Here is a 25,136-nt window from a genome sequence, read left to right on the forward strand (position 1 = left end):
CGATGAAACGGAAATTTCTTTTTTTATACCTCAACACCGGTGCGGGTCACATTTCCGCAGCGAAGGTGCTCGCCGCGGCTTTAAAAGAAAAAGATCCCGACGTTGAAATCGAAATGCTCAACGGCTTCGATAAGTATAATTTTTTCGGACATTTTATGTTCGAAAAGGGATATAATTACGCGACGAATTACGTTCACGGCGCTTTTCCTCTCATCTACGATATGGCGCAGCACCGCTGGGGTCAGACGATGTTCGTGCTTCCGCTGCGCTTTCACACGACGCGCTATATCCGCCGCCTCATCCGCGAAAAGCAGCCGACCGATATCGTATCGTTTCACTTTGCCCTCACGCCCTTTGTTAAATCGGCGCTCCGGCAAATCTCCCGCAAGATCAATTTTACGGTGATGGTTACCGATCCGTTTACGGTGCCGAACGCATGGTTTTATGAAAACGATCAAAAATATTTTGTCTTTTCCGAACAGGCGAAGCGGCAGGCCGTCGAAGTCTGCGGCGTGCCCGAACAAAACGTTACCGTCGTTCCGTTTTTGATGAACGAAAAATATCTTGTGCCGCTTCCGTCAAAAGACGAAATCGAAGCGATGAAAGCAAAGTACGGTTTTACGTCCGATAAAAAAATCGTATTGCTCGTCGGAGGAGGAGAAGGGCTTCCCGGCGCGGTCGAAATTATTAAAGAGTGCGTGCTGCACCGCGCGCCTTTTGCGGTCGCCGTCGTATGCGGCCGCGACAGGGCTTTTAAAGATGCGCTCGAACTTCTCCGGCGTACATATCCCAAGCTCGATCTTCACGTGTTCGGCTTTATCGATTATCTCGACGAACTTATTAAAATATGCGACTGCGCCGTCATCAAAGCGGGACCGGCGACGCTCATGGAAGTGATTTCGTGCCGGAAGCCCGTCGTCATCATCAAATACATTCACAATCAGGAACTCGGCAATATGCGCTTTGCAGTCGATCATAAAGTCGGCTGGTATATCAGAAAACCGCGCGACGTGTACCGGAAAATCAACGAACTGCTCGGAGACGAAAATTTCGATGCGGAGATGAAAAAAAATTTCGACAGCGTGCATCTCGACACCGACGCCGGAAAAGTCGCTTCGCTTTTACTCGAAAAATAGCAATGCGCGCTTAAACGGAAAAGCGTTTTATCTCCCGTTTTTCGAAGGCTTCTTTTATCAATTCGTCCGCGTTGAGAGACTCATAGATCGCTTCGGCTTCTTCGACGGATGCGCGGAGAACCGGATGCTTGGGCGAAAAGAGTACGCAGCAATCTTCGTAGGGCAAAATCGACGTTTCGTATGTGCCGATTTCTTTTGCGGTATCGGTGATCTCTTCTTTGTCGAGTCCGACAAGGGGACGCAAAAGCGGGCGAGCGGCAAAGTGCTCGGTGACGTTTAAATTGGCGATCGTTTGGCTTGCAACCTGGCCGAGGCTTTCGCCGGTGACGATGCAGTCCGCATGCGTGCGCTCCGCGATGAGGTTTGCCGTTTTCATCATGCACACGCGGAGCATGAGCGTCGTCCATGCCTGCGGCGCTTTTTCTTTGATACGCATCTGCACGTCGGTAAAGGGAACGATGTTCAAATACGTATCGAGTCCGTAATTTGCGAGAGATGAGGCGAGACTTTCAACTTTTTTTTGCGCTTCTTCCGATGTGTACGGATACGAGTGAAAATACGCGCAGTCGATTTTCATGCCGCGCCGCATCATGCGGTAGCCCGCAACGGGTGAATCGATGCCGCCGGAAAGCAGGAGAAGACCCTTGCCGCTCGATCCGACGGGAAGACCGCGTCTGCCTTTTTCCGCATCGGAAAAGACAAAGCAGCGGTCGCGAACTTCGACATAGATCCTCACGTCGGGGGAGTGCACGTCGACTGCGAGTACGCCTTCGCGCGATGCGCGGTCGGCCGCTTTGCAGCAGATTTCATAGGAAGTGAGCGGAAAGTCTTTGTCCTGCCGCCGCGCTTCGACTTTAAACGATTTTGCGCCTTTTTCCTTGGCGCGCACGGCTTCTTCGTAGACTGCAAGATTTATCGAATCGATGTCTTTTTCGACGACCGCCGTTTTCGCCCAGCCGGTAATACCGATGAGGTGTTCGAGCGCGAATCGCGATGCTTCTTCGTCGTCGCAGTCGATATAGAGCCTTCCCGCACCTCCGCTTACTTTCGCGCTTCGTCCTTTGAGAAGACGCCGCGCATTTGAAGCGAGACGGTTTTTAAATTCTTCGATATTGGAACCTTTGAGAGAAAGTTCTCCGACTTTTGCAAGATACGTCATACGCGCCAGTATAGATAATCGCGTCGAGTCGGGCAAGAGCGCGGCATACTTCCCATTATCCGCCGTTTCCATTATAACTATCAATATGCGTTCAAACACTACGGTCGATATCCTTGACTCGACGCTGCGCGACGGCGTGCAGGGCGAGGGGATCAGTCTTTCGGTTCAAGATAAAATTCACATCGTGCACGCGCTCGATGAACTCGGAGTGGCGTATATCGAAGCGGGGAATCCCGGCTCAAATCCGAAAGACATGGAATTCTTTCAGGAGATAAAAAAAACGCCGCTTGCAAACGCGAAACTCTGCGCTTTCGGTGCGACGCGCAGAAAAGATATTTCGTGCGCGGAAGACGTAAACGTGCAAAGCCTTTTGGTGGCGGAGACGGAAGACGTCGTCATATTCGGAAAGTCGTGGACATTCCACGTCGTCGATATTATTAAAACGACGCTCGAAGAAAACCTTTCGATGATCCGCGATACGTGTGCATTTTTAATGAAAAACAACCGCCGCGTCATCTACGACGCCGAACATTTTTTTACCGGTTACAGACACGATAAAGACTATGCGCTGAAAACGCTCGCCGCGGCGATCGAAGGGGGAGCCGGTGTACTCACGCTTTGCGAAACGACGGGCGGCTGTCTCATCGACGAATGTAAAAAAGCGGTCGCCGATGTGTACGCGCATTTCGGACGCGAAGCCCTTATCGGTATCCACACGCACGACGATTCGGGACTCGCAGTTGCGAACTCACTCGTTGCGGTCGATGCGGGAGCCCGCCACGTACAGGGAACGCTTCTCGGTTTCGGGGAGCGCACGGGAAACGCGAACCTTGCGACCATCATCGCGGACTTGCAGCTGAAGATGGGCTATACCTGTCTTCCGGACGAAAAGCTGAAATCGCTTACGCCGATCGCGCACCGCGTTGCGGAGATTGCGAACATTGCCCTCAATCCCCAGCTGCCCTATGTCGGCGCGAACGCGTTTGCGCACAAAGCGGGCATGCACATCGATGCGGTTATCAAAAATCCCGATGCGTATGAACACATCGCCCCCGAAAGCGTCGGAAACTCCCGCGTGTTCCTCATGAGCGAAGTTGCCGGTCGCAGCATGATCATCGAAAAGATCAAAAAATTCGATCCGGCGATTCAAAAAGACGATCCCGTCGTTTTGGAAATTATTAAAAAAATGAAAGAGCTCGAATTCGAAGGCTACCAGTTTGAAGGAGCCGACGGAAGTTTCGAACTGCTCGTGCGCAAAACGATCGGAAAATACCAGCCGTTTTTTACGCTGCATTATTATCAGACGAGCGGTATCAATCCGAGACCCGAAAAGGGAGTCAACGCGTGCGCGCAGATAAAAGTTGAAGTCGACGGACAGATCGCGGTGAGTGCAGGCGAAGGCGACGGCCCCGTCAACGCCCTCGATATCGCGCTCCGCCGTGCGCTCGAAAAATTTTATCCCGCCGTAAAAAAAATCCGGCTCACCGATTTTAAAGTCCGCGTCATCGACGGAAAGTCAGCGACCGCAGCGCGCGTGAGAGTCCTCATCGAAAGCACCGACGGGGTCGATTCGTGGACGACGGTCGGCGTTTCGGCGGATATCATGGAAGCCTCTTGGCTTGCCCTCGTCGATTCGTTCGAATATAAATTAATAAAAGATATCGAAAAACATTTTCGAAAAATGATCTGAGTGCGCATGCCGATTTTTAAAATTAATAAAATTCGGCACTGCACGCGCTAAGTGAGGTTTGTATGAAAAAAACGATTGCGCTTATTCCCGGCGACGGGATCGGACCGGACGTCGTGGCGGAAGCCCTTCGCGTGCTTGACGCCGTCGCAAAAAAATACGGGTACGAGTTTGTATATAAAAATGTCGTTGCGGGAGGGGCTGCGATCGACAGCCGGCAAAATCCGCTTCCGAAAGATCAGCTCGATATCTGCCTCGCATCCGATGCGGTACTGCTCGGAGCCGTCGGCGGGCCGAAGTGGGACAACGTCGCCCCTGAAATGCGCCCGGAAAAAGCGCTCCTCGGTTTACGGGGCGGCATGAAAGTGTACGCGAATCTCCGTCCCGCCGTCATGTTCAAGCAGTTGAAAGAAGCCTGTCCGCTTAAAGATTCGGGCGACGGCATCGACATCCTCATCGTGCGCGAATTGACCGGCGGCATCTATTTCGGCGAGCGGGGCACTTCGGAGGACGGAAAGAGCGCATGGGATACGGAAACGTATTCGTGGCATGAAATAGAGCGCATCGTGCGGCTCGGCTTTGAAGCGGCGCAAAAGCGGCGGAAAGTACTCACGGTCGTCGACAAAGCGAATATCCTCAACACGAGCCGGCTGTGGCGCAAAGTTACGGAAAGCGTCAAAGGCGATTATCCCGATGTTTCGCTCGGCTATATGTATATCGACAACGCGGCGATGCAGCTCGTGCGAAACCCGAAACAGTTCGACGTCATCGCGACAAGCAATATGTTCGGCGATATTTTAAGCGATGAAGCGAGCCAAATCACCGGCTCCATCGGCATGCTCGCATCCGCGTCTCTCGGCGACGGAAGCGGACCGGGACTCTACGAACCGATCCACGGATCCGCGCCCGATATCGCGGGTAAAGATGCGGCGAATCCGCTTGCGACGATTTTGTCCGCAGCGATGCTTTTGCGCTACAGCTTTCACGCGGAAACCGAAGCGCGTGCGATCGAGACTGCCGTCGAAAGCGTGCTCGACGAAGGCTGGCGCACCGGAGACATTGCGGGAGATATTGCGGCGGTAAAGGCTGCGGGAAAACTTGCCGGCACGAAAAAGATGGGCGAACTCGTAGCCCGGCGCATTGCGGGATAGAACGCGCGCGGTTAGAGAGAGATAGACGGGCGTTGCGGGCTTTGCCCGCCGGCGCCTCCGCAATTCCGCATTCGCTCCAGCCGCTTCACTCGCACAGCTCGCTCCAGTGGCCGCTTCGCGTTGCTCCGGCGCCTAACGCGGTGAAACCGCACGTCAATCGCAATAGATAATCCGAAACATTCGCGATCCTGCGCGGGGAACTTCGCGCTCCGCTTCCAATGCGCGGCACGGATGCCGTGTCGTACATTCGCAAAACGGCTGCGTATTTTTACGAAGTAAAAATACGGTAGTGAGCGGGCTGTCTCAAAAGTCGGTTACTTTTTCGACAGCCTACGAGTTTAAGATTAAGTCTTTATATCGCAGAGACTTAATTTTAAACATCGCATAGTAAATCAAGGAAACTTTCCAAAAACTGAAGTTTTTGGAAAGCCGCGAACGGCCACTGCTCGGAATCGCTCGATGAAGTCGGGAGTTGAAAAACGGCCGAGCCGTTTTTCTTTTATCCGTGCGGAGGCTTTCATATCCTTTCAGATGCAATAAAAGATATGAAAGCCGACTGCGATTCCTTATGAGGACACACAGTGCGACGTTTACGGCGCGCTGTGTGATAGGAGACGCTCGCAAATCCTGCGCGGGGAACTTCGCGCTAGCGCGCTCGTTGCAAGTTGCGCATTGCTCGGATTTGTTTGAATAAGTCGTGAGGCGAAAAACGCTTGGCGCGTTTTTCTTTTATTGAGACGCTCGCAGATTCCTCCGCACTGCTCGGAATCGCTCGATGAAGTCGTGAGGCGAAAAACGGCCGAGCCGTTTTTCTTTTATTGAGACGCTAGAGAATTCCTCCGCACTGCTCGGATTTGCGAGCTCTTGTTCGGTTTTGCTAATATTATTATACTGTCGGTATGAGAGGTGGTACTGAAAGAAGCGGGCTGTTGCTTTCTGATGACCGTACTGCAGTTGTTTCATTTATTCCTGCAGCGTCTATTGAAGCTGTCGATATTCCCGATTCCGTTAGGGTCATACCCGCTTCTCTTTTTTCCGGCTGCGCTTCGCTCAAAAGAATAAAGCTTTCCGCTTCTCTCCGTTCTATTCCCGACCGGCTTTTTGAAGGATGCTCTTCTCTTGAAAAAATTATTATGCCGCCCGAAATCGATTCGATCGGACGTGCGGCTTTTTCCGGCTGTTCGTCGTTAAAATCGATTCCCTTCCGCGCCGGCCTCACGGAACTTTCGGAAGATGTTTTTTCATATTGTACGTCGCTTACATCGCTTATCGTGCCCGATACCGTCGAGCGGATTAAAAGCGGAGCCGCTGCCGACTGTACGAAACTTGCCGCGCTCGTTTTGCCTTCTTCGCTCAAAACGCTCGAAGCGGGAGCTTTTGCCGGCTGTTCGTCGCTCCGTCATATCCGTATTTCGGAAGATAACGATGTTTTTTATGTCGATGAGAGGGACGGCTGTCTCTATCGCCGTAAGGATGCCATCGCCGTGCTTCGTCCCTGCGATTTTGAAAAGGCTGCCGCGAAATTGATAAAATCGGCGAAAGCCGATTCGGGTGCCGACGAGCGAAAAGACGACGGGGCGCCCGAAATCGACCGATATGAAGAAAGTTTGCGCACGGCGGAAGCCGATATCGATGTGCGGAATTTATCGGCAGAAGCGGGAAAGCGGGGGACGTATTTCCTCACGTAAAAATCTAACCGAAACGATTTCGGTTCCTCAAGTAAAAATCTAACCGTAGCTATGACCGTTGCACCGCCATAGCGATAAGCTTACGCTGCAAGAGTTGTGTCTTGTCAAGCAGCTGTTGTAAATCCAATCTGTTCTTTCTCCTGAAAAGCTCAGCTTTTACCGCCTTGCTTACCTCCTTACTTTCCATAAGCCTTCGGTAGGGAGTCTTAGCCGCATCATATTTCTTTATGACCTTTGCGTCTATTCGTTGCTTTGCAATAATCTTCATCGAGGGAAAAAAGAAATTAACGAGCTTATTATAACTTTCATACAGTTCTGCTAAGACAACACAGGCAGCTTCTCCCTCAAATCGATAGTAGCCGACAATACGCCTTACCACGCTGTCGTTTTTCTGTTCAACAAAACAGTTGTCATTTTTTTTGTACGACCGGCTTCGGGTGAACGTAATATGATTTAGTTCACACCACTGCAAAAGCTGTATATTTTTGAACTCACGTCCGTTATCGCTGTCAATGCCTTTCATAGCAAAGGGTAAGTGTATTTTCACGTCCTCTGTCGCTTCTTTGACCCACCGATGAGCTTTATTCAAAAGCGCACGATTTTCCGTCCATCCTGAATGAACGTCGGTGAGTGTCAGGGTACAAATATACTGTCCTTCCGTAGTTGTACCGCAATGAGCGACCGTATCGGCTTCGAAAAAGCCCGGTTTTCGTTCGTCCCAATCGAAGAAGGTGCGGATCGGAATGAGTTTATTGAGATTCTTTGCCGGTCGTGTCGTTGCAATACCGCGGATGGAATGCTTGGGGATTTCCGGCTTGAGTATCCTTGAGACCGTTGCGCTTGATATGTGAGCAAGTTTTGTTTTCAGTTGTTCAGTATAGCCGAACTTGAGGGCAAGGTAATCGATATTGTCGCGGATAAAGGGTACGAGCCGTTTTGCACACAGGTACATCGAAAATAGCCACAGTCGAATAACTTCACGCTGCACATCTTGACCGTAGTATTTTTCATAGTGCCGCTTTTTACGAGGCTTTTTGATGATCTGTACACTCTTTCTTTCGACGTTGTTGAAGTGTGTTATTTTTATGCGTGCGCTGTTTTTGAGGATGTGGATGGCGTATTTTCGGTTGTAGCCGGTGGTTGCGGTGAACTCGTCGATGATTTTCGTCTTGCGCTTCTTGTTTGCCGTACAGTAGCGTTTTGCCGTTTCTTCGGTCAATTTCTTTTTCGTTTTCATATCTAACCCCATGGTGCCCTTCCTTCGGGCTTCTATTGTGACTCAGATTTGGGTTAGATTTTTACGTGAGGAACGGCTTTTTTTTCGGTTAGATTTAACGTGATGCAATGCGGGGGATTGAAAATAATGAAATTAATAATTATACTGAAAACGCTTTCTCTTGCGCGGTATGCGGAATTGAAGATGACCCTTGCACTTTTGAAAAAAACGGAGAGCTTCCGGAGAAAAAAGACGAAAGTTTTTCGAATGTTCCGGATATGAAAGAGCCGGCAGATGCGGAAACGCTTGAAAAAAGCCGTACGCGGAATTCCGATAAAAAAACAAAAAACGAGAGGGTAGCCGAATATACGGGCATTTCGGATACGGAAGGGGCGGTTGCAAAATTTTTGAAAAAATCCGATAATTCGGGTACCGTAGAAAACGCTCATAGCGAAATATTGGAAAACGTGCCGGATGAAATTGAAATTCATAAATTTAATAATATCGAACCGAACGATGTAATGGAGAAAAACACAATGGCGAATATCGATCAAGCAAGTGTCGATGAAATTTTCAAAAAGGCTTCCGAAATCAAATTGGAAAATAAGGAGACGAAGGACGACGGATTTAAGCCTATTTCTCAGGATGAACTCAATCTGCTCGTCGCTGAAAGCGATATTCTCCGGCAAAATACGCCGGCCGATATAACCGCTCCCGCAAGCGCGCAGGAACACGAATATTCGGTTTCCGCCGATTCGATTTTAAATCGTATTGCCGATGCGGCGAAAAAATACGAATGTATCGATCTTTCGAATGCGGACGGAAAAAGCGATTGGAACGACGGTCTTTACGTGTTTGCCGAAGGGCTCGTGCTCGATTCATCCGGAAGCGGACACTTTTCGAAAGCTCTTGAAAACTGCTCGCGCCGGATTGCGGCGATTCACAACTATTCGAAGATTTTTATGTATTACGGTCTTCCGTTCGGCGACGATGAGTTTGCCCACCTGTTTACGGATTTTATCACCGAGCGCAATACGGTGTACGCGTGCAGCGCTTCGAAAATGTCGCTCATTTCCCGAGATGCCAAACATTTTGCGTCTCTTGCAGGGATCAGCCTTGAACGCGATCAGATAGGACAGGCGAACGCTCGTGCGGGCAATCCGGAAACGAAACTTATTAAGATGATGCTGCAGGATAATTATTCGGCTTAAGTTTCGATTAAAATCTTTTTATACGTGTGAAAATTGCAATAGGTGAAGCCGTATGCAGCCCTATACTTGTTTTGCCGTAAATTAACTCTACTGCATTTCTTAAATATTTATTTAAAATCTCTTGACTAGCATCGCCTCGATGGATTAGGATATATTCATATTTTATTCTTGCGGCGGGGTATTTTGATTTCGGCCGACAGAGGTTTATAATGGCACAAATGAAAAGCGATAATGCGAAAAAAGGTATGGAACGTGCGCCGCATCGTTCGTTGTTTTATGCGATGGGCTATACGGACGAAGAGCTCGGCCGTCCGTTCGTCGGCGTATGCTGTGCGAAAAACGAAATCATTCCGGGACACTTCGAACTCGACCGCATCGCCGAAGCGGTAAAAGCGGGCGTCCGTATGGCCGGCGGTACTCCGATGGAATTTCCGGCGATCGGCGTATGCGACGGTATCGCGATGGGGCACGAGGGGATGAAATACTCCCTCGTAACGCGCGAGCTTATAGCCGATTCGATCGAATGCGTCGCAAAAGCGCACCGGTTCGACGCGCTCGTGCTTATTCCGAATTGCGATAAAGTCGTTCCCGGCATGCTCATGGCGGCAGCTCGTCTCAATCTTCCGACCGTCATCGTTTCAGGCGGTCCCATGATGCCCGGCCACGTTGCGAATTCTTCGAACCCGTACGCGGCAAGGGGCTTGAGTTTAAGCGATATGTTTGAAGCCGTCGGTGCCGTCGCTGCGGGTAAAATCGACGAGGCGCAGCTTAAAGAGCTCGAAGAGCGCGCCTGTCCCGGCTGCGGTGCATGCTCGGGTATGTTTACGGCGAACAGCATGAACTGTCTTACCGAAGTGCTCGGTCTCGGGCTTCCCGGAAACGGGACGATCCCCGCAGTGACCGGCCGGCGCATAGCCCTGGCAAAAAAAGCGGGCATGCAGGTTATGGAAATGTTTGACAGGGGGATCACCGCACGCTCCATGATGACGGCCGATTCGTTCCGAAACGCGCTTACGGCGGATATGGCGCTCGGCTGTTCGAGCAATACGGTACTCCACGTTCCGGCGATCGCGCACGAAGCGGGCGTCGCAATCGATCTGCACATGATAAACGAAATAAGCGAAGTAACTCCCAACCTCTGTCACCTCGCTCCGGCAGGGCACACGTTTATGAACGAACTCGACGACGCCGGCGGCGTTGAAGCGGTACTCGCGGAACTTGCAAAAAAACAATTGATAAAAACCGATTTGATTACGGTTACCGGAAATACGATCGCTGAAAATATTAAGAGAGCCGTCAACAGAAATCATTCGGTTATTCGGCCGATCGAAAATCCTTTTTCGCCCAACGGCGGCATTGCGGTTTTGTTCGGCAATCTCGCGCCCGACGGTACGGTCGTAAAGCGGAGCGCTTGTGCGAAAGAATTGATGAAGCACACGGGGTCTGCCCGCGTATTCGACGACGAAAAGGACGCGATGGCGGCGGTGCAAAAGCGAGAGATCAAACCGGGAGATGTAGTCGTCATCCGTTACGAGGGACCGAAAGGCGGACCCGGTATGCGCGAAATGCTCGCCGTTACGGCAGCTCTTGCGGGGCAGGATCTCGACAAAGATGTCGCGCTCATCACCGACGGACGCTTCAGCGGTGCAACGCGCGGCGCATCTTTCGGCCACTGTTCACCCGAAGCGGCCGTCGGAGGTCCCATAGCGCTCGTGCACGAAGGCGATAAGATAACGTTCGACATAAACGCGTATACGATCAAGCTCGAAGTGAGCGACGAAGAGCTTCAAAAGCGGAAAGCGGCGTGGCAGGCGCCTTCTCCGAAAGCGACGGAAGGTTATCTTGTCCGCTATGCAAAGCTCGTGTCGTCCGCAGATAAAGGCGCGATTTTACAGTGACGCGGAGGATAATCGATGAAATATACCGGTGCGCAAATCGTTGTGGAATGTCTTATCGAACAGGGGGTCGATATCGTTTTCGGCTACCCCGGAGGGGCGATCCTCAATATCTACGACGAACTGTATAAAAATGAAAAACGTCTCCGCCACATCCTCACCGCTCACGAACAGGGAGCTTCTCACGCCGCTGACGGCTATGCGCGTTCGACCGGCAAAGTCGGCGTCGTTATGGCGACAAGCGGTCCGGGCGCGACGAACCTCGTTACGGGAATTGCGACGGCGTACATGGACTCCGTTCCCATCGTTGCGATCACGTGCAACGTTATAGCGCCCCTGCTCGGCAAAGACAGTTTTCAGGAAATCGATATTGCAGGCGTGACGATGCCCGTCACAAAGCACAATTTTATCGTGCGCGATGTCGGAAAGCTTGCCGACACGATACGCGAAGCGTTTTTTATCGCAAAGACGGGGCGCCCCGGTCCCGTACTCATCGATATTCCGAAAGACGTGACGGCATCTTCGTGCGATTACGTTCCCGCAGATGCTTCTCCCGATGCGCAGTTTTCCAAGCGCAAAGCGAGTCTGCACCGCATTATGAAAGTATGCAATGTCTCGGATGAAAAAATTAACAAACTCGCTTCGCTCATCAATGTGTCGGAGCGGCCCCTTATTTACGCGGGCGGAGGAGTCGTCATATCGGATGCGTGCGAAGAACTCAAAGCGCTCGCTGAAAAAGCGCAGATCCCCGTTTCGATGAGTCTTATGGGAAAGTCCGCTTTTCCGAATACTCACGCGCTTTCGACCGGCATGATCGGTATGCACGGAACGAAAGCGTCGAACACGGCTGTCGATAAGTGCGACCTTTTGCTTGCGATAGGCACGCGTTTCAGCGACCGTGTCATAGGCGATCCCAAGAGATTTGCGGGAAAGGCGAAGATCGTGCAGATCGACGTGGATCCCGCCGAAGTGAACAAAAATATCGCAGTCCACGATTCTCTGGTCGGCAATATAAAGGATGCCCTTTCGCGCCTTTTGCCCCTCGTCGAAAAGAGAAAAGCGTCCGAATGGAACGAGAAGATAACCGAATGGAAAGCCGAAGTTCCTCCGAGTTGGAAACAAAGCGGAAAGCTTTTTCCGAAATCGATTTTCGAATATGTCAACGGCAAGGTTCCTTCCGATACGATCGTCACGACGGAAGTCGGGCAGCATCAAATGTGGACGGCGCTTTTTTATCATTTTGAAAAACCGCGCACCTTTCTTACGTCGGGAGGATTGGGAACGATGGGATTCGGCACGGGTGCGGCGATCGGCGCACAGCTTGCGAACCCCGATAAAAAAGTCGTTCACTTTGCAGGCGACGGTTCGTTTCGCATGAACTGCAACGAACTTGCGACGATAAGCCACTACGGTCTTCCGATCATCATTATCATTTTCAATAACGGCGCGCTCGGAAACGTCCGCCAGTGGCAGACGCTTTTTTACGAAAAGCGCTACAGCGCGACGACGCTCGATTTTGCACCCGACTTCGTAAAGCTCGCCGATGCCTACGGCGTGGCGGGCGTCCGCGTTACGAGCGAAGCGGAATTCAAAAAAGCTTTCGATGCTGCCCTCGCTTCCGGAAAGCCTGCAGTGATCGACGCTGCGATCGACAAAGATGAAATGGTGCTTCCGATGATTCCGCCGGGAAAATCCGTCGACCGCATTATGATGGATATCAATCTGTAACACGCCGTACCCGTTCGGACGATGCTTTTTAAAATACGGCATTTTAAAGATGGCAATTAATCGATATATGCGGTATACTAAATGTGCCGTATAGTGACGGAAACGGAGGCATATATGTACGAGTCCGGCGAAGATTATCTTGAAGCGATCCTCAGAGTCAAAGAATCCAAAGGTACGGTTCACTCGGTCGATGTCGCAAAAAAGCTCGGCGTTTCCAAACCGAGCGTGAGCAGGGCGGTCGGCATATTGAAGCGTGACGGCTATCTCGAAGACAGCGAAGGCACGGAACTCGAATTTACGAAAAAGGGTCTCGAAAAAGCGACAAATATATATTCCCGTCATCGCCTGCTCACCGATTTTTTTGTGAAGATCACCGGTGTTTCCAAAGAACAGGCGGAAGAAAACGCATGCCGCGTCGAGCACGATATCGATGCGGATATCGTTGCGGGCATCGAAAATTGGATGAAAAAAAAGAATAAGTAGGATGCCGCGAGAATAATCTTCCGATCAATCTGACAAGCGGCACCTTTAGCCTACGCCCGCCCGGCGCGGGGCTAAAGGCAGCGACCGCAGCGGAGCGAGGACGCCGAGCGTGAGCGAGCCGCAAAGGGCGGGTTGGCCGATCCGCGTCGTCCGTATTTTCCTTATCGATCCTACAACGAGTTTTCCTCTTTTTTCTCCCCTTGTTTTTCATATTTTATTTTACAAATTATATAAGTAGGTGTATACTGTTCTAAACAAGTGATGTATTGCACTTGCGATTTGTATGGCGGTTGTCGGACGGTAAAGATCGGCACAATCTGCCGCTTTATCTCGATTTTGCGTAAAGTGCATATTGCGATCTGTGCGTAAAATCGTATTAATTATTTATTATTAAAAGTGTGCGCTCGCTCGAAGAGGCGGAGTGGAACTTTTCGTTGTGACCTACGCGCACGGCTAAAAATTTTCGGGATTGCGCTTTGCTTAAAGCTTTGCCGCAAGTTTTTTCGAAGGTTTTTAGGGAGGATCTATGGTTTCTTTCTTTTTATGTATCGGTCTGCTTATAGCAGGGTATTTTGTGTACGGAACGATCGTCGAAAAAGTGTTCCAGCCCGATGCGAATCGGGTGACGCCCGCCATGGCAAATCCTGACGGTATCGACTATGTTCCGATTTCGACGCCGCGCGCGTTCCTTATTCAGCTTTTGAATATCGCCGGTCTCGGACCGATTTTCGGCGCGATTTCGGGCGCTTTGTGGGGACCGAGCGTCTACCTTTGGATCGTCGGCGGTACGATTTTGGCCGGTGCGGTACACGATTATCTTTCGGGTATGCTGTCGGTGCGGAACGACGGCGCGAGTATTTCGGAAATCACGGGTAAATATTTGGGTCCCGTTATGATGACCGTCATGCGCGTATTCAGCGTCGTTTTGCTCGTCATGGTCGGCGTCGTCTTTATGGTGGGTCCGGCGGGCTTGCTTGCGCTTTTGACGCCCGAATGGCTCAATGTAAAAGTGTGGACGGTGATCATCCTCGTCTACTATTTCCTTGCGACGCTGCTTCCGGTCGATAAAGTCATCGGTCGTTTTTATCCGATTTTCGGTATCTTCCTCATCCTCATGGCGCTCGGCGTTTCGGTTGCGACGATCATGAACCACGGCGTCCGCCCGATGATGGATATTACGCTTCAAAACCTGTATCCTGCGGCAACGCAAAAACCGATTTGGCCGCTTATGTTCATCACCGTCGCGTGCGGCGCCATATCCGGTTTCCACGCAACGCAGTCGCCGATCGTTTCCCGCACGATACGGAACGAAAAAGAGGGACGCAGAGTATTTTACGGCGCAATGGTCGCTGAAGGCATCATCGCGATGATTTGGGCATCCGCTGCGATCGCGTTTTTCTGGAATAAAGACGGTGCCGGCACAGGCTTGAAATCGATGCTTGAAATGGGCGGCGGAAACCCGAAATCGGTATACGCAATCTGCACGGGTCTTCTCGGAAAAGTCGGAGGGGCGATTGCGCTTATCGGTGTTATCGCTTGTCCCATCACGTCCGGTGATACGGCATTCCGAAGCGCGCGTATGGTTATCTTCGACTGGTTTAAGCTCGACGAAAAAGATCTCAAAATTCGCCTTTCGATTGCGATTCCGCTGCTTTTGATCGGTTACGGTATTTCGTGGATCAAGTACGGCGTCGTCTGGCGGTATTTTTCATGGTCGAACCAAACGCTTGCGATGATCGTATTGTGGGCGGGAGCGGCTTACCTTGCGACGAATTACCCGAACAGAAACCGCTGCTGGCTCGCTGTGGTTCCCGCAACCTTTATGTCCGCCGTGTCGATCACGTATCTGTGTTACGCACCCGAGTGTTTTAACCTCGTGCGGCTCGGACAGCAGGGTATTACGATTTCCTATGCGGTCGGTATCGCCTTCGCGGTCGTTTTCCTCTTTGTGTTTATGTTCAGAATTTATTTGAATCCGAAACGCAGCCTCGAACTGCAAAACAAAACGATTATCGGACGCAAATAAATCATACGGCGCATGATGCGTAAAAGCCGCCCGAACGTCAGCGATGGCGTCGGGCGGTTTTTTTATACTACCGTGAAGAGAGGCTCTTTTTGAACAGTTTTTCCGCACAGGCTTTTGCGATTTCATCCCTCGTGAAAAAAAGGAGGGCGACGCCGACGGCCGCGAAAATGAGCGCGGAAATGGCGACGACGCTTCCGTCCGAAACGATGCGGCCGTGTCCTGCAAAAAAAGATACGAGGTAGGGCCGTACGATATAGACGGGAAGAGAGGCGGCGAGTGAAAAAATTATTATTTTCAATTCATACAGTACCGACGATTTAATAATCTTTTTTGTATCGACGGAGCGCAGGCGCGGAAGAACCGCGCATAAAAAAACGGTATTCGCAAAGCTTGCGATCGAAAGGGCGAGCGCGATGCCCGCTCCCTTCATACGTCCGACGAAAAGAGACGCGAGTGCGATATTGACGGCGAAGTTGAAAATGCCTGCAAGCGTCGGAAGCACGGTATTTTTTTGCGCGTAAAACGACGGAGACAAAACGCGGTTTTGCGCGATAAAGACGAGGCCGATCATGTGAAAGCGGAATACCGAAAGCGTCATCGCTACCGATTCGTCGGTAAAGTTTTTCGTTTTATAGACGAGCGAAATGATTTCCTTTCCGCAGATAAGCGAATAAAACGTAACCGGAAGCGCTATCAGCGTGATGATTTTTACCGCGCGGATGAGCAGCGCCGTAAAATCGTCCCAGCGTTTTTTTTGCGCAAGCGCCGACATGTCCGGCAAAATAACCGAACCGATCGATACGGCGAATATGCCTAAAATCAATTCCTGTAGCCGAAGCGAATATTGCAGACTCGCGTAGATGCCGATGCCCGCGCGCTTTGCGAGCGTACTCGATACGACGTCGTTTATCTGGTATGCGGCCATACCGACGACGGTCGGAAGGACGAGGAGCATGACGCGTCTCGTGCCGGGATTTGTAAACGCGCTTTTAAGCGACGCGAACGAAACGCGCCACTTCGTGCGCAGTACGAAGGGCAGCTGAAAGAGCATTTGCGAAACGCCGCCTGCGATGACGCCTGCCGCCATAGCGCGCGCGGGATTCGCCGTATACGGGGCGAGTATGTACGTGAGAGCAATGACGACTGCGTTGAACAAAACGGGAGCGAAGCCCGACGGAGTGAAAATGCCGACGCCGTTTAAGATTCCCTGAAAGAGGGCGGCGACGGAAACGACGGCGAGATAGGGAAACATGATACGCGTGAGAAGCACCGCTTCCGGCATTGTCGCCGCATCGGTACTGCCGTAAAATACTTTAATGATCGCGGGCGTAAAGGCGATACCCAAAGCGGTGACGGCTCCCGTCAAAAAAGTGACGAGGGTAAGCGTCGATGAGATAAAATCCTGCGTTTTTTTTCTGTCGGCATCCGACGAAATGTCTTCGACGTATGCGCGGAAAGTCGGGATGAAGGCGACGGAAACGCTGTTTTCCGCGAAGAGCCTTCGAAAGAGATTCGGCAGTTGAAATGCGATACCGAATGCGTCCGCTATGGCTCCGGTTCCGAGAAAAGCCGCTTTGGTCATTTCGCGCACGAGGCCGAGTATGCGCGATAAAAGCGTGACGATCGAAAGGCGGATGCCCGACCGTACGAGTGAATGCGATTTTGTTTCCGTCATTCGCTAAGCATAGCGCAAGAAGCGCCGCTTGTGCAATGTGCCGCGCTTGTCCCGGTAACGCTTTCAGTACACGGACGGCGATTTTTTTGCTATATTTATTATATGCGTATGATCGATATACGATCGAAATCGAAGCTGTAAGGAGCAGAACTATGAGTGTCGTCAACGCGAGAAAAATAGGTGTTATCGGATGCGGATTTGTCGGCGCATCGTCGGCGTTCGCATTGATGGAAAGCGGTCTGTATTCGGAAATGGTTTTAATCGATGCGGATCAAAATAAAGCCGAAGGTGAAGCGCTCGATATAAGCCACGGGCTTCCCTTTGCCGGTCCGATGAAAATATATGCGGGCTCATACGACGATATACGCGATGCGTCGATCGTCGTCGTGACGGCGGGCGCGGGGCAAAAACCCGGAGAGACGCGGCTCGATCTCGTAAAAAAGAACGTCGGGATTTTCAAGTCGATTATTCCGGAAATCGCAAAGCGGGATTTTCAGGGCGTACTGCTCATCGTCGCAAATCCCGTCGATATTTTAACGTATACGGCGGCAAAGCTTTCGGGTTTGCCGGAAAATCGAGTGTTCGGTTCGGGTACCGTTCTCGATACGGCGCGGCTGAAATATCTTTTGGGCGAACACTTGAGTGTCGACAGCAGAAGCGTTCACGCCTTTATCATCGGCGAACACGGGGACAGCGAAATCGCCGCGTGGAGCTGCGCGAACGTTTCGGGTATCAAGCTCAACCGCTTTTGCGATATGCGCGGTTTTCACGAACACGAAGCTTCCATGCGCAGGATCGCCGAAGAAGTTAAAAACAGCGCGTACAAAATCATCGATAAAAAGAAAGCGACGTATTACGGCGTGGCGATGGCGGTCAGGCGCATCTGTCAGGCGATCAGCCGCGACGAAAAATCGATTTTGCCGGTATCGACGATACAGCACGGTGCTTTCGGGATCGAAGGTGTTGCGTTGAGTATGCCCGCTGTCGTCGGAAAGGACGGAGTGGAAACGCAGGTGCCGCTCGAACTCGACGAAAAAGAAAGGGAAGCGCTTTTGCATTCGGCGAAGACGCTCAAAAACGTCATCGACGAATCGGTGTGTCTGTAATAGAAAAACTCTGAAATCCGGCAGACTTTTTTAAAGGCATCCGCTCTTTAAATGCGGCGGTGTTTTTAAAATACGTTTAGCCCGGATGCGGAGAGCGGCAGTTCGCGGCCTTTGCCGCGAATGCGGGGCTGTCTCAAAAGTCGGTTACTTTTTCGACAGCCCGTCGAGTTTAAAATCAAGTCTTTGTATTATAATGACTTGATTTTAAACGTCGCATATAAAATCAAGGAAGCTGTCCAAAAACTTCAGTTTTTGGACAGCCCCATGAGCGCGAGCGAACTCGGAGCAGCCGGCTCTTCCGACCGACCGCTCCGAAAGATATTTTAACGCTTATTTGTGCGGAAATTTGATGCTCCGCTTGTTGACTGACGGCTTTCAGGCTCGCGCTTTTATGCATTCGATAAAGCGCATGATGTTTTCGACCGTGAGTTTGAGATCGTTTTTGGCGCGCGGTTTTGCGCGGCTGTAGTCGACTGCGACGCGGTTTATGCTGAAGACTGCCGATACGCCCGTGTCGTACGCTTCTTCGATGTCGTCTCCGATATCGCCGACGACTGCGATGAGCGGTACTCCCGCTTTTTTCGTGCGGCGCGCGATGCCGATGACGACTTTTCCGCGAAGGCTCTGCGTGTCGATTTTTCCCTCGCCCGAAAAAACGCAGTCCGCGTCTTTGACGAGTTCGTCGAATCTCACCGTATCGAGCACCGTTTCGATGCCCATCTGCAGCTTTGAATCGAAAAAGACGTTCATGCCGTAGCCCATGCCGCCTGCAGCTCCCGCGCCCGGCATGAGAGAAGCGTCTTTGTGCAGATCCCGTTCGACGACTTCGGCGAGGCGGCGGAGTCCCGAATCGAGCCTCTTTACCGCTTTTTCGTCGGCGCCCTTTTGCGGTCCGAATACGTATGCGGCTCCCGTCTCTCCGTAGAGCGGATTGTCTATGTCGCACATCGTGACGATTTCGATGCCCTTGAGCGAGGGATGCAAACCAGACGAGTCGATGTGTTCGATGTCGCAGAGCGTGCCGCCCGTCGGGATGAATTCTTTTCCGGTTTTATCGATGAACTTTACGCCGCATGCCGCAGCCGCTCCGCAGCCTCCGTCGTTCGTCGCGCTTCCTCCGAGTCCCATGATGAGTTTCGTGCAGCCGTCTTCGATCGCGCGAAGAACGAGAGCGCCCACTCCGAACGTCGTCGTCTTTTCGGGATCGCGCCTGTCTTCGACGAGGGGAAGCCCCGCGCAGGCAGCCATTTCGATGACGCCCGTTTTTCCGTCGGAAAGCTTTCCGTAAAACGCGTCCATTTTGTTAAAGTAGGGATCGTCCGCGGATACGGTGATTTTCTTTCCGCCGACTGAGGTGAGAAACGCGTCTACGCTGCCTTCTCCTCCGTCTGCAACGGGAATGCTTATGACGTTCGTTTCGGGATAAAATTTTTTTATCGCTTTTTCCATGATGCCGCATATTTCTGCCGAACTCATCGTGCCTTTAAATGAATCGGGGATCAGTACGATTTTTTTCACTGCATCGCCTCCTTAAGTCCGCTGTCCGTTTTTACGTACAATTTACAGCGCGCACCGCTGCATACGATGCCGTGCGCCGCAGCGGATATCATTTTTTCGGAAAGATTTTTCCGAACTCGTTTAATAATTGAGGGGTTTGAATTGCACCGTCTATATCGGTAAGCTTTCCCCTCGTACGGTAAAAATCGATAAGCGGTTCGGTCTGTTCGCGGTACACGTCCATGCGGTGCAAAATCGATTCCTGCTTGTCGTCGTCCCTCTGGTAAAGTTCGCCGCCGCAGTTGTCGCAAACGCCTTCTTTTTTCGGCGGCAGTGTGAGCACGTTGAAGTTCGTTCCGCATTTTTTGCAGACACGCCTCGTCGAAAGGCGCTTGATGACTTCTTCATCTTTGATAACGAAATTGACGACCCTTACGTCGCCGCAGATTTTCGTAAACGCTTCGGCTTGCGCGAGGGTGCGCGGAAATCCGTCGAGGATAAAACCGTCTTTCGTATCGTCCGCTTCGAGCCGTTCTTTTACGAGCGCGCACGTGATGTCGTCGCTCACCAAGCCGCCCGAGTCGATGATGTTTTTGACTTTTTTTCCGAGTTCCGTTTGATTTTTTATCGCCGCGCGGAAAATATCGCCCGTCGAAATGTGCGGGATTTTGTACTCCTGTGCGACTTTGACGGCGAGAGAGCCTTTACCCGCTCCCGGAGGCCCTAAAAAGATGAAATTCATACTTACCTCTGTGTTTGTTTATACGTTTCGATGATGATGTATTTTAACCGCTCGTGTAAAATACGTCTAGGGCATGGGCGTGTTCCGCACCGGCTGCGGCAGTCTCGCTCTTTCTCGCAGGTTCCTGAGGATTCCTGTTCGCTTCAATTTTATCGGCATATCCGATAATCCGATCCGGCTTTCGAAATCGTTATCTATAAATATAGAGTTTAAGGGGGAAAGCCTTCCCCTCGCGCGCACTCCGTTGCGCGCTGCCCCTTCCTGCGGGGACACCCCGCAACGCCCCGTCCTCCGTACGGTTTGCCACCGCAGAAAATTTTTCGAAAAAACTCCGAAATCACAATATCTCAGCGATTTATATTACTGAAGTATTATCAGGATAACCGTACCGGAAATTGTATTCCTAAAAAATAGCGTATAACGTAAAAAATCGGCTGCACTCCTGGCGGCAGTTCCGCTGCCTCGCGTTCCGCCTTTTTTATGTAAGTATGCGCTTCTTTTCTAAGAACCCATTTCCGGTGCGGTTATCCCGGAGGTTTTATGGCAAAGCATAATCGCCGGTATAAGGATTCGGTCTTTGTCGATTTTTTCGGCGAAGATAAAAGTGCAAAAGAAAACTTTTTGGCTCTGTATAACGCGCTGCACGGACGGAACTCAAGCGGCTGCGCTTGGAGCAAGTGATGTACATGACGTTTTATAACGATGTCGCTCACCTCGTTGATGATAGAATCATCGTTTTAGTCGAACATCAATCGACGATAAATCTAAACATGCTGCTTCGTTGTCTGCAATACGTCGCCCGCCTGTACGAGCAAATCCAAAACCCGCGCGACCGCTATCTCAAGTACTTGAAAAAAATCCCTACGCCCGAGTTTTATGTGTTCTATAACGGAGAAGAAGATTACCCTGAAAGCACGACTCTCCGTCTTTCCGATGCTTTTATGACGATGTCCGAAAAACCTGTACTCGAACTCGTTGTCAGCGTGACGAATATCAATTATAATAAAGGCAGTAAGATATTGCATACATGTAAACCGCTTGCGGAGTACACGCTGTTTATCGAAGCCGTACGCAAGCATACGAAGCTCGACAGTGAAAACGGCTTTAAGAACGCGATCAAAGAGTGCATACAAAACGACATCCTGCGGGAGTATTTACAGAGAAAAAGTCGGGAGGTACGATAACAAGCATCGGCCGAAATTGCGCCTCTGCTTGTTATCTCGAGTTTGCAACGCAAACTCGACTATTGAACGTGTGCGCTCTTGCACACAGAAAAAACTTTTTCGGAAGTTGCAACTTCCTGCAAAAGTTTTTTGCGAGGAATGAACATGCTCATAGCCGAATACGATTACGACGTCGATATAGCCGTGCAGCGGGAAGAAGAACGGGGAATCGCATTGAAAGAAGGCATTGCACAAGGCGAAGCGAAAGGTTTTTCATTGGGCATTGCGCAGGGTGAAGCGAACGGCATTTCGAAAGGCGCATATCAAAAAGCGCTTGAAACGGCGAGACTGATGAAGCAGTCACATTGTAAACTTGATTTTATTATGCAAATGACTGGCCTTTCTGCTGAAGAAGTTGAAAATCTTTCAGAATGAGCAGGAATGAACATGCTCATAGCCGAATACGATTATGACGTCGATATTGCCGTGCAGCGGGAAGAAGAACGGGAAATCGCATTGAAAGAAGGCGAAGTGAAAGGCTCATATCAAAAAGCGCTTGAAACGGCGAGACTGATGAAGCAGTCACATTGCAAACTTGATTTTATTATGCAAATAACCGGTCTTCCCCTGTCTGAAATCGAAAAGCTGTAGCTCCGGTTTCATATTATTAATCCCTTTACTTTTGCACACATACGGCATATACTGTAGGCGATGAAAAACGTATTTGCAGCGTATAAGTCGTACGACGTACTTGACACGCATACGCACCCCGCGCAAAATTCACGGCTTCACGGCTTCACGGCTTCGGGCGAACTCTCTTTAAAATCGAAAACATACGATCGTCTCACTCAATGCGGCGTACGAAAGGCATCTTTCGTGCGCCGTATCCGTTTCGTTTATTGTCGGCTTCAAAGCGGCGCACCCCCGTTTTGAAGGGATCGCTCTTTTTTCCGAAAAGAGGAGGATTCTATGCTGAAGTATGCATTGCGCGAAAACCTGCTGACGCCGGCGCCTGATAAGTATATGGCGCAGACAGCGGATGTGAGATCGTACACGCTTGACGAAATCATCAGCTTGATGATGGAAAAAGGTTCGTCGGTAACCCGAGCGGATGCTGCGGCGGTGCTGCAAGTGTACGGGGAAGTGTGCGCCCTCATCGTCGCGAACGGATCTGCTCTCAATACGCCGCTTTTCAACACGAGTATGAGCATTTCGGGCGTATTCGACGGAGCGAACGACGTTTTCGACAAAAAGCGTCACGCGGTGAACCTGAACCTCACGGCGGGAACCCTCCTTCGGGACGCCGTGCAGGAAGTGAAGTGCGAAAAAACGCAGATTGCAAGCACCGATCCGTACATCACCGAAGTGAAGGACGTGGTTTCCGACACGGTAAATACGGTGCTGACGAAGGGCGGCATCGTGCAGATAACGGGGAGCCGCCTGAAATTCGACGCGAAAGATGAAACGCAAGGCATCTTTTTCGTGCCGGAAACGGGAACTGCCGTCCGCGCTGCGGTTATCGCCGAAAACAAGCCCGCCCGCCTTACGGCGCTGATACCGCCCTCGCTCGATGCGGGGATACGGTATATAGAGATACGCACGAAAATGCTCGACAACAATAAATCGCTTAAAACGATGAAAGTCGGGCGTTTTGCAAAACCGCTTACGGTTACGGCCTGAGCGAAAAAGGGAGGACTGCAATACCGCATAGGGTAGGACTGCGCTCCCTTATGCGGTAGGGATGTCTTACCCTATGCGGTATTACCCTCATACCGCATAAGGGAGGCATGAATTCAAACAGGTTTAGGAGGTACGATAAAAAGCGCCGTCTGAAATATCGCCGTCGCTTTTTATCTCGAGTTTGCGCGGATGTTTGCGGAAGCTATGTATACGTATTGTTTTGATGAAAATCGAATGAATACGATACAGTATAGTTTCGCAAACTCGATTATTGAACGTGTGCGCTTTTGCGCACGACTAAAAACTTTTTCGGAAGTTGCAACTTGCTTGAAGCTTCGCTGCAAGTACCTGCAAAAGTTTTTATGGGAGGAATTATGATACACAAAATCAAATCGTTTACGGCTGCGGCGCTTACCGCAGTATTTTTGCTTGCAGGCTGTCAGCAAAATGCCGAAACGCCGGCAACGGCAACGGTAGAAGAAATCATCCTTTTGCCGGCGCAGATCAAATTCGGCTCGGCGTCGAACGTTTCAGTAACGGTAAAGGGTGCGAATTTCGATATCAGAGGCGAAACGAAGATAAAACTGTGGGACTCTGCCGGACAGGAAGTAAGCGCGAGCACGGTAACGGTCGCTCCGGGCGCCGGGACCGCATCGGAGTTCACCGCTTCCGTCCCGCTTCCGTCCGAAAGAGGCGTCTTTACGGTTACGGTTTATTTTGACGGCAAAAAAGAAGCAAAAACCGCAACGCTGCACCTTTATGACGACCCCGCCATTACAAGCATTGCGATCCCCCGTGCGGGCATAAGCTATGCGGGCAATAAACTTCCGGTAACGATCGTCGGGAAAAACTTTACCGCTCCCGGCATAAGCGCAGCTTCTTTCAGCGGTACGGGCGCGTCCTTTTCGAATTTCAACGTTATAAGCGATGTAAAAGCGACCGCGGAAGTAAGCTGCCCCTCTACGGCGGGAGAGGATCCCGTTACGGTACACTGTAAAAGCGCAAGCAAAACGGGTACTCTTTCCGTAAAAGACTACAGCCTCTGGACGCCCGGAAAGATTGTCCTTGCCGACAATACGCTCGTCGATAAAGACAGTTTTACACTGACTACGAGTAACCCGCCCGTCGCGGTCGTCTGCGGAACGAACCCATACGGAGTTGCGATCGGCGTCGCGCTGCACAGGAGCAGTGATTTGCAGTGGGCAAAAGAAGGTACGACGGGCTATACCACGAAATTCGAAGGGATCGTCTGCACGCCGAGCGTAACGGGGAGCGGAGCGGCCGCTACGGCGACTTTTACGGGAGATGAGGACGGAAGCGACAACTGGGACTATATATGTTCCGTAGACCCCGAAGGTACGGCGAATGCCGCGGTGAACTACCCCGCTTTCAATTGGGTGAATACGTACAACACGGCGTATGCGTCCAAGCTCGGCTCTGCCCGGCCTGCATGGTATATGCCGAGCATAGCAGAGCTCTGCCGGGTGTACAAAAACCGCGAGGCGATAAACGCAAGTCTTTCGAAAATCAACGGGCTTGACGGTGCCTATGCGGACGCAAATCTCGGAACGAGTTTCATCTGGTCGTCGTCGCAGCGTTCCAGCGACAATGACAATGCGTGGTTTGTGTATTTCGACAGCGGCGACCTTTTCAACAACTACGGCAACAAGAGCTACTATTTCAATGTGTGTTGTGTAGCCGGCTTTTAACGTGAGCGGAGCGAACGAACTCGAACGGTTCGATCTGCAGTGCGCTTATGTGCGGTGTGCCGCTTCGAACACGGGGCGACATACCGCGTGAGTGCGCAGCGGTATTGCTTTAAGGATTTGCGTGCACGATCTTCCGTACGGATCGTGCACGCAGGAGATCGGGTACGGAGAGCGGCAAAGCGCC

Annotated in this window: 18 protein-coding genes and 2 pseudogenes; 15 read left to right on the top strand and 5 right to left on the bottom strand. The window is 51.2% G+C overall.

Features of this window, described 5'->3' with window-relative positions:
* Positions 1-2 precede the first annotated feature (2 nt).
* On the top strand, positions 3-1,136 hold the full coding sequence (locus H9I35_RS11465) for an MGDG synthase family glycosyltransferase (protein WP_187419492.1): 1,134 nt from the start codon (positions 3-5) through the stop codon (positions 1,134-1,136).
* A 10-nt stretch (positions 1,137-1,146) separates the two neighbouring features.
* On the opposite strand, the gene thiI is transcribed toward H9I35_RS11465, so the two are convergent.
* The gene (gene thiI, locus H9I35_RS11470; protein WP_252722665.1) at positions 1,147-2,295 is read right to left on the bottom strand and encodes a tRNA uracil 4-sulfurtransferase ThiI; all 1,149 of its coding nucleotides are present in this window, start codon (positions 2,293-2,295) and stop codon (positions 1,147-1,149) included.
* An 85-nt stretch (positions 2,296-2,380) separates the two neighbouring features.
* On the opposite strand from thiI, the gene cimA reads away from it, so the two are divergent.
* The 3 genes from cimA (at position 2,381) to H9I35_RS11485 (ending at position 6,821) form a co-directional block, all read left to right on the top strand.
* Positions 2,381-3,985, top strand: a complete 1,605-nt coding sequence (gene cimA / locus H9I35_RS11475) for a citramalate synthase (protein ID WP_187419493.1) — start codon at positions 2,381-2,383, stop codon at positions 3,983-3,985.
* Between the two features lie 62 nt (positions 3,986-4,047).
* A complete protein-coding gene (gene leuB, locus H9I35_RS11480) occupies positions 4,048-5,133 on the top strand; it encodes a 3-isopropylmalate dehydrogenase (protein WP_187419494.1) in 1,086 nt (361 codons plus the stop codon).
* A gap of 899 nt (positions 5,134-6,032) precedes the next feature.
* Positions 6,033-6,821, top strand: a complete 789-nt coding sequence (locus tag H9I35_RS11485; RefSeq protein ID WP_187419495.1) for a leucine-rich repeat domain-containing protein — start codon at positions 6,033-6,035, stop codon at positions 6,819-6,821.
* A gap of 49 nt (positions 6,822-6,870) precedes the next feature.
* Here the strand turns inward: H9I35_RS11485 and H9I35_RS11490 are convergent, their stop codons facing one another.
* Positions 6,871-8,070 (bottom strand): integrase catalytic domain-containing protein, encoded by a 1,200-nt coding sequence (locus tag H9I35_RS11490; protein WP_187418950.1) that lies wholly within the window; start codon positions 8,068-8,070, stop codon positions 6,871-6,873.
* A 245-nt stretch (positions 8,071-8,315) separates the two neighbouring features.
* Between H9I35_RS11490 and H9I35_RS11495 the strand changes: the two genes are divergently transcribed.
* The 5 genes from H9I35_RS11495 (at position 8,316) to H9I35_RS11515 (ending at position 15,380) form a co-directional block, all read left to right on the top strand.
* Complete coding sequence (locus H9I35_RS11495) at positions 8,316-9,248, top strand: hypothetical protein (protein WP_187419496.1); 933 nt, start codon at positions 8,316-8,318, stop codon at positions 9,246-9,248.
* A gap of 218 nt (positions 9,249-9,466) precedes the next feature.
* Positions 9,467-11,146, top strand: coding sequence for a dihydroxy-acid dehydratase (ilvD, locus tag H9I35_RS11500; RefSeq protein WP_187419497.1), 1,680 nt, complete (start codon positions 9,467-9,469; stop codon positions 11,144-11,146).
* 15 nt (positions 11,147-11,161) lie between these two features.
* A complete protein-coding gene (ilvB, locus tag H9I35_RS11505) occupies positions 11,162-12,871 on the top strand; it encodes a biosynthetic-type acetolactate synthase large subunit (RefSeq protein ID WP_187419498.1) in 1,710 nt (569 codons plus the stop codon).
* Between the two features lie 114 nt (positions 12,872-12,985).
* Positions 12,986-13,354, top strand: a complete 369-nt coding sequence (locus H9I35_RS11510; protein ID WP_016521520.1) for a metal-dependent transcriptional regulator — start codon at positions 12,986-12,988, stop codon at positions 13,352-13,354.
* Between the two features lie 526 nt (positions 13,355-13,880).
* Positions 13,881-15,380: a carbon starvation CstA family protein gene (locus H9I35_RS11515; protein ID WP_187419499.1), complete on the top strand. Its 1,500-nt coding sequence runs from the start codon at positions 13,881-13,883 to the stop codon at positions 15,378-15,380.
* A gap of 67 nt (positions 15,381-15,447) precedes the next feature.
* Here H9I35_RS11515 and murJ read toward each other — a convergent pair whose 3' ends face one another.
* Positions 15,448-17,055, bottom strand: coding sequence for a murein biosynthesis integral membrane protein MurJ (gene murJ / locus H9I35_RS11520; RefSeq protein WP_187419500.1), 1,608 nt, complete (start codon positions 17,053-17,055; stop codon positions 15,448-15,450).
* Between the two features lie 152 nt (positions 17,056-17,207).
* On the opposite strand from murJ, the gene H9I35_RS11525 reads away from it, so the two are divergent.
* Positions 17,208-18,161 carry an L-lactate dehydrogenase gene (locus tag H9I35_RS11525; protein ID WP_187419501.1) on the top strand — a complete coding sequence of 318 codons (954 nt, stop codon included), beginning with the start codon at positions 17,208-17,210 and terminating at the stop codon, positions 18,159-18,161.
* A gap of 375 nt (positions 18,162-18,536) precedes the next feature.
* Here H9I35_RS11525 and H9I35_RS11530 read toward each other — a convergent pair whose 3' ends face one another.
* Together H9I35_RS11530 and H9I35_RS11535 are read right to left on the bottom strand one after the other, a co-directional pair.
* Positions 18,537-19,679, bottom strand: a complete 1,143-nt coding sequence (locus tag H9I35_RS11530) for a glycerate kinase family protein (protein ID WP_187419502.1) — start codon at positions 19,677-19,679, stop codon at positions 18,537-18,539.
* A gap of 88 nt (positions 19,680-19,767) precedes the next feature.
* Positions 19,768-20,400: an adenylate kinase gene (locus H9I35_RS11535; protein WP_187419503.1), complete on the bottom strand. Its 633-nt coding sequence runs from the start codon at positions 20,398-20,400 to the stop codon at positions 19,768-19,770.
* Positions 20,401-20,940: 540 nt separating this feature from the next.
* On the opposite strand from H9I35_RS11535, the pseudogene H9I35_RS11540 reads away from it, so the two are divergent.
* From H9I35_RS11540 to H9I35_RS11560, 5 genes and pseudogenes are all read left to right on the top strand, one after another.
* Positions 20,941-21,578, top strand: a pseudogene (locus H9I35_RS11540) (Rpn family recombination-promoting nuclease/putative transposase); the annotation flags it as partial.
* A 147-nt stretch (positions 21,579-21,725) separates the two neighbouring features.
* A pseudogene (locus tag H9I35_RS11545) lies at positions 21,726-21,998 on the top strand (hypothetical protein); the annotation flags it as partial.
* Positions 21,999-22,004: 6 nt separating this feature from the next.
* Positions 22,005-22,214 carry a hypothetical protein gene (locus tag H9I35_RS11550; protein ID WP_252722666.1) on the top strand — a complete coding sequence of 70 codons (210 nt, stop codon included), beginning with the start codon at positions 22,005-22,007 and terminating at the stop codon, positions 22,212-22,214.
* Positions 22,215-22,532: 318 nt separating this feature from the next.
* A complete protein-coding gene (locus H9I35_RS11555) occupies positions 22,533-23,243 on the top strand; it encodes a DNA-binding domain-containing protein (RefSeq protein WP_187419504.1) in 711 nt (236 codons plus the stop codon).
* Between the two features lie 374 nt (positions 23,244-23,617).
* On the top strand, positions 23,618-24,952 hold the full coding sequence (locus H9I35_RS11560; protein ID WP_252722667.1) for a DUF1566 domain-containing protein: 1,335 nt from the start codon (positions 23,618-23,620) through the stop codon (positions 24,950-24,952).
* Positions 24,953-25,136 lie beyond the last annotated feature (184 nt).

Origin of the sequence: Treponema sp. Marseille-Q4132, assembly GCF_014334835.1 — a bacterium.
Lineage (GTDB): Bacteria > Spirochaetota > Spirochaetia > Treponematales > Treponemataceae > Treponema_D > Treponema_D paredis.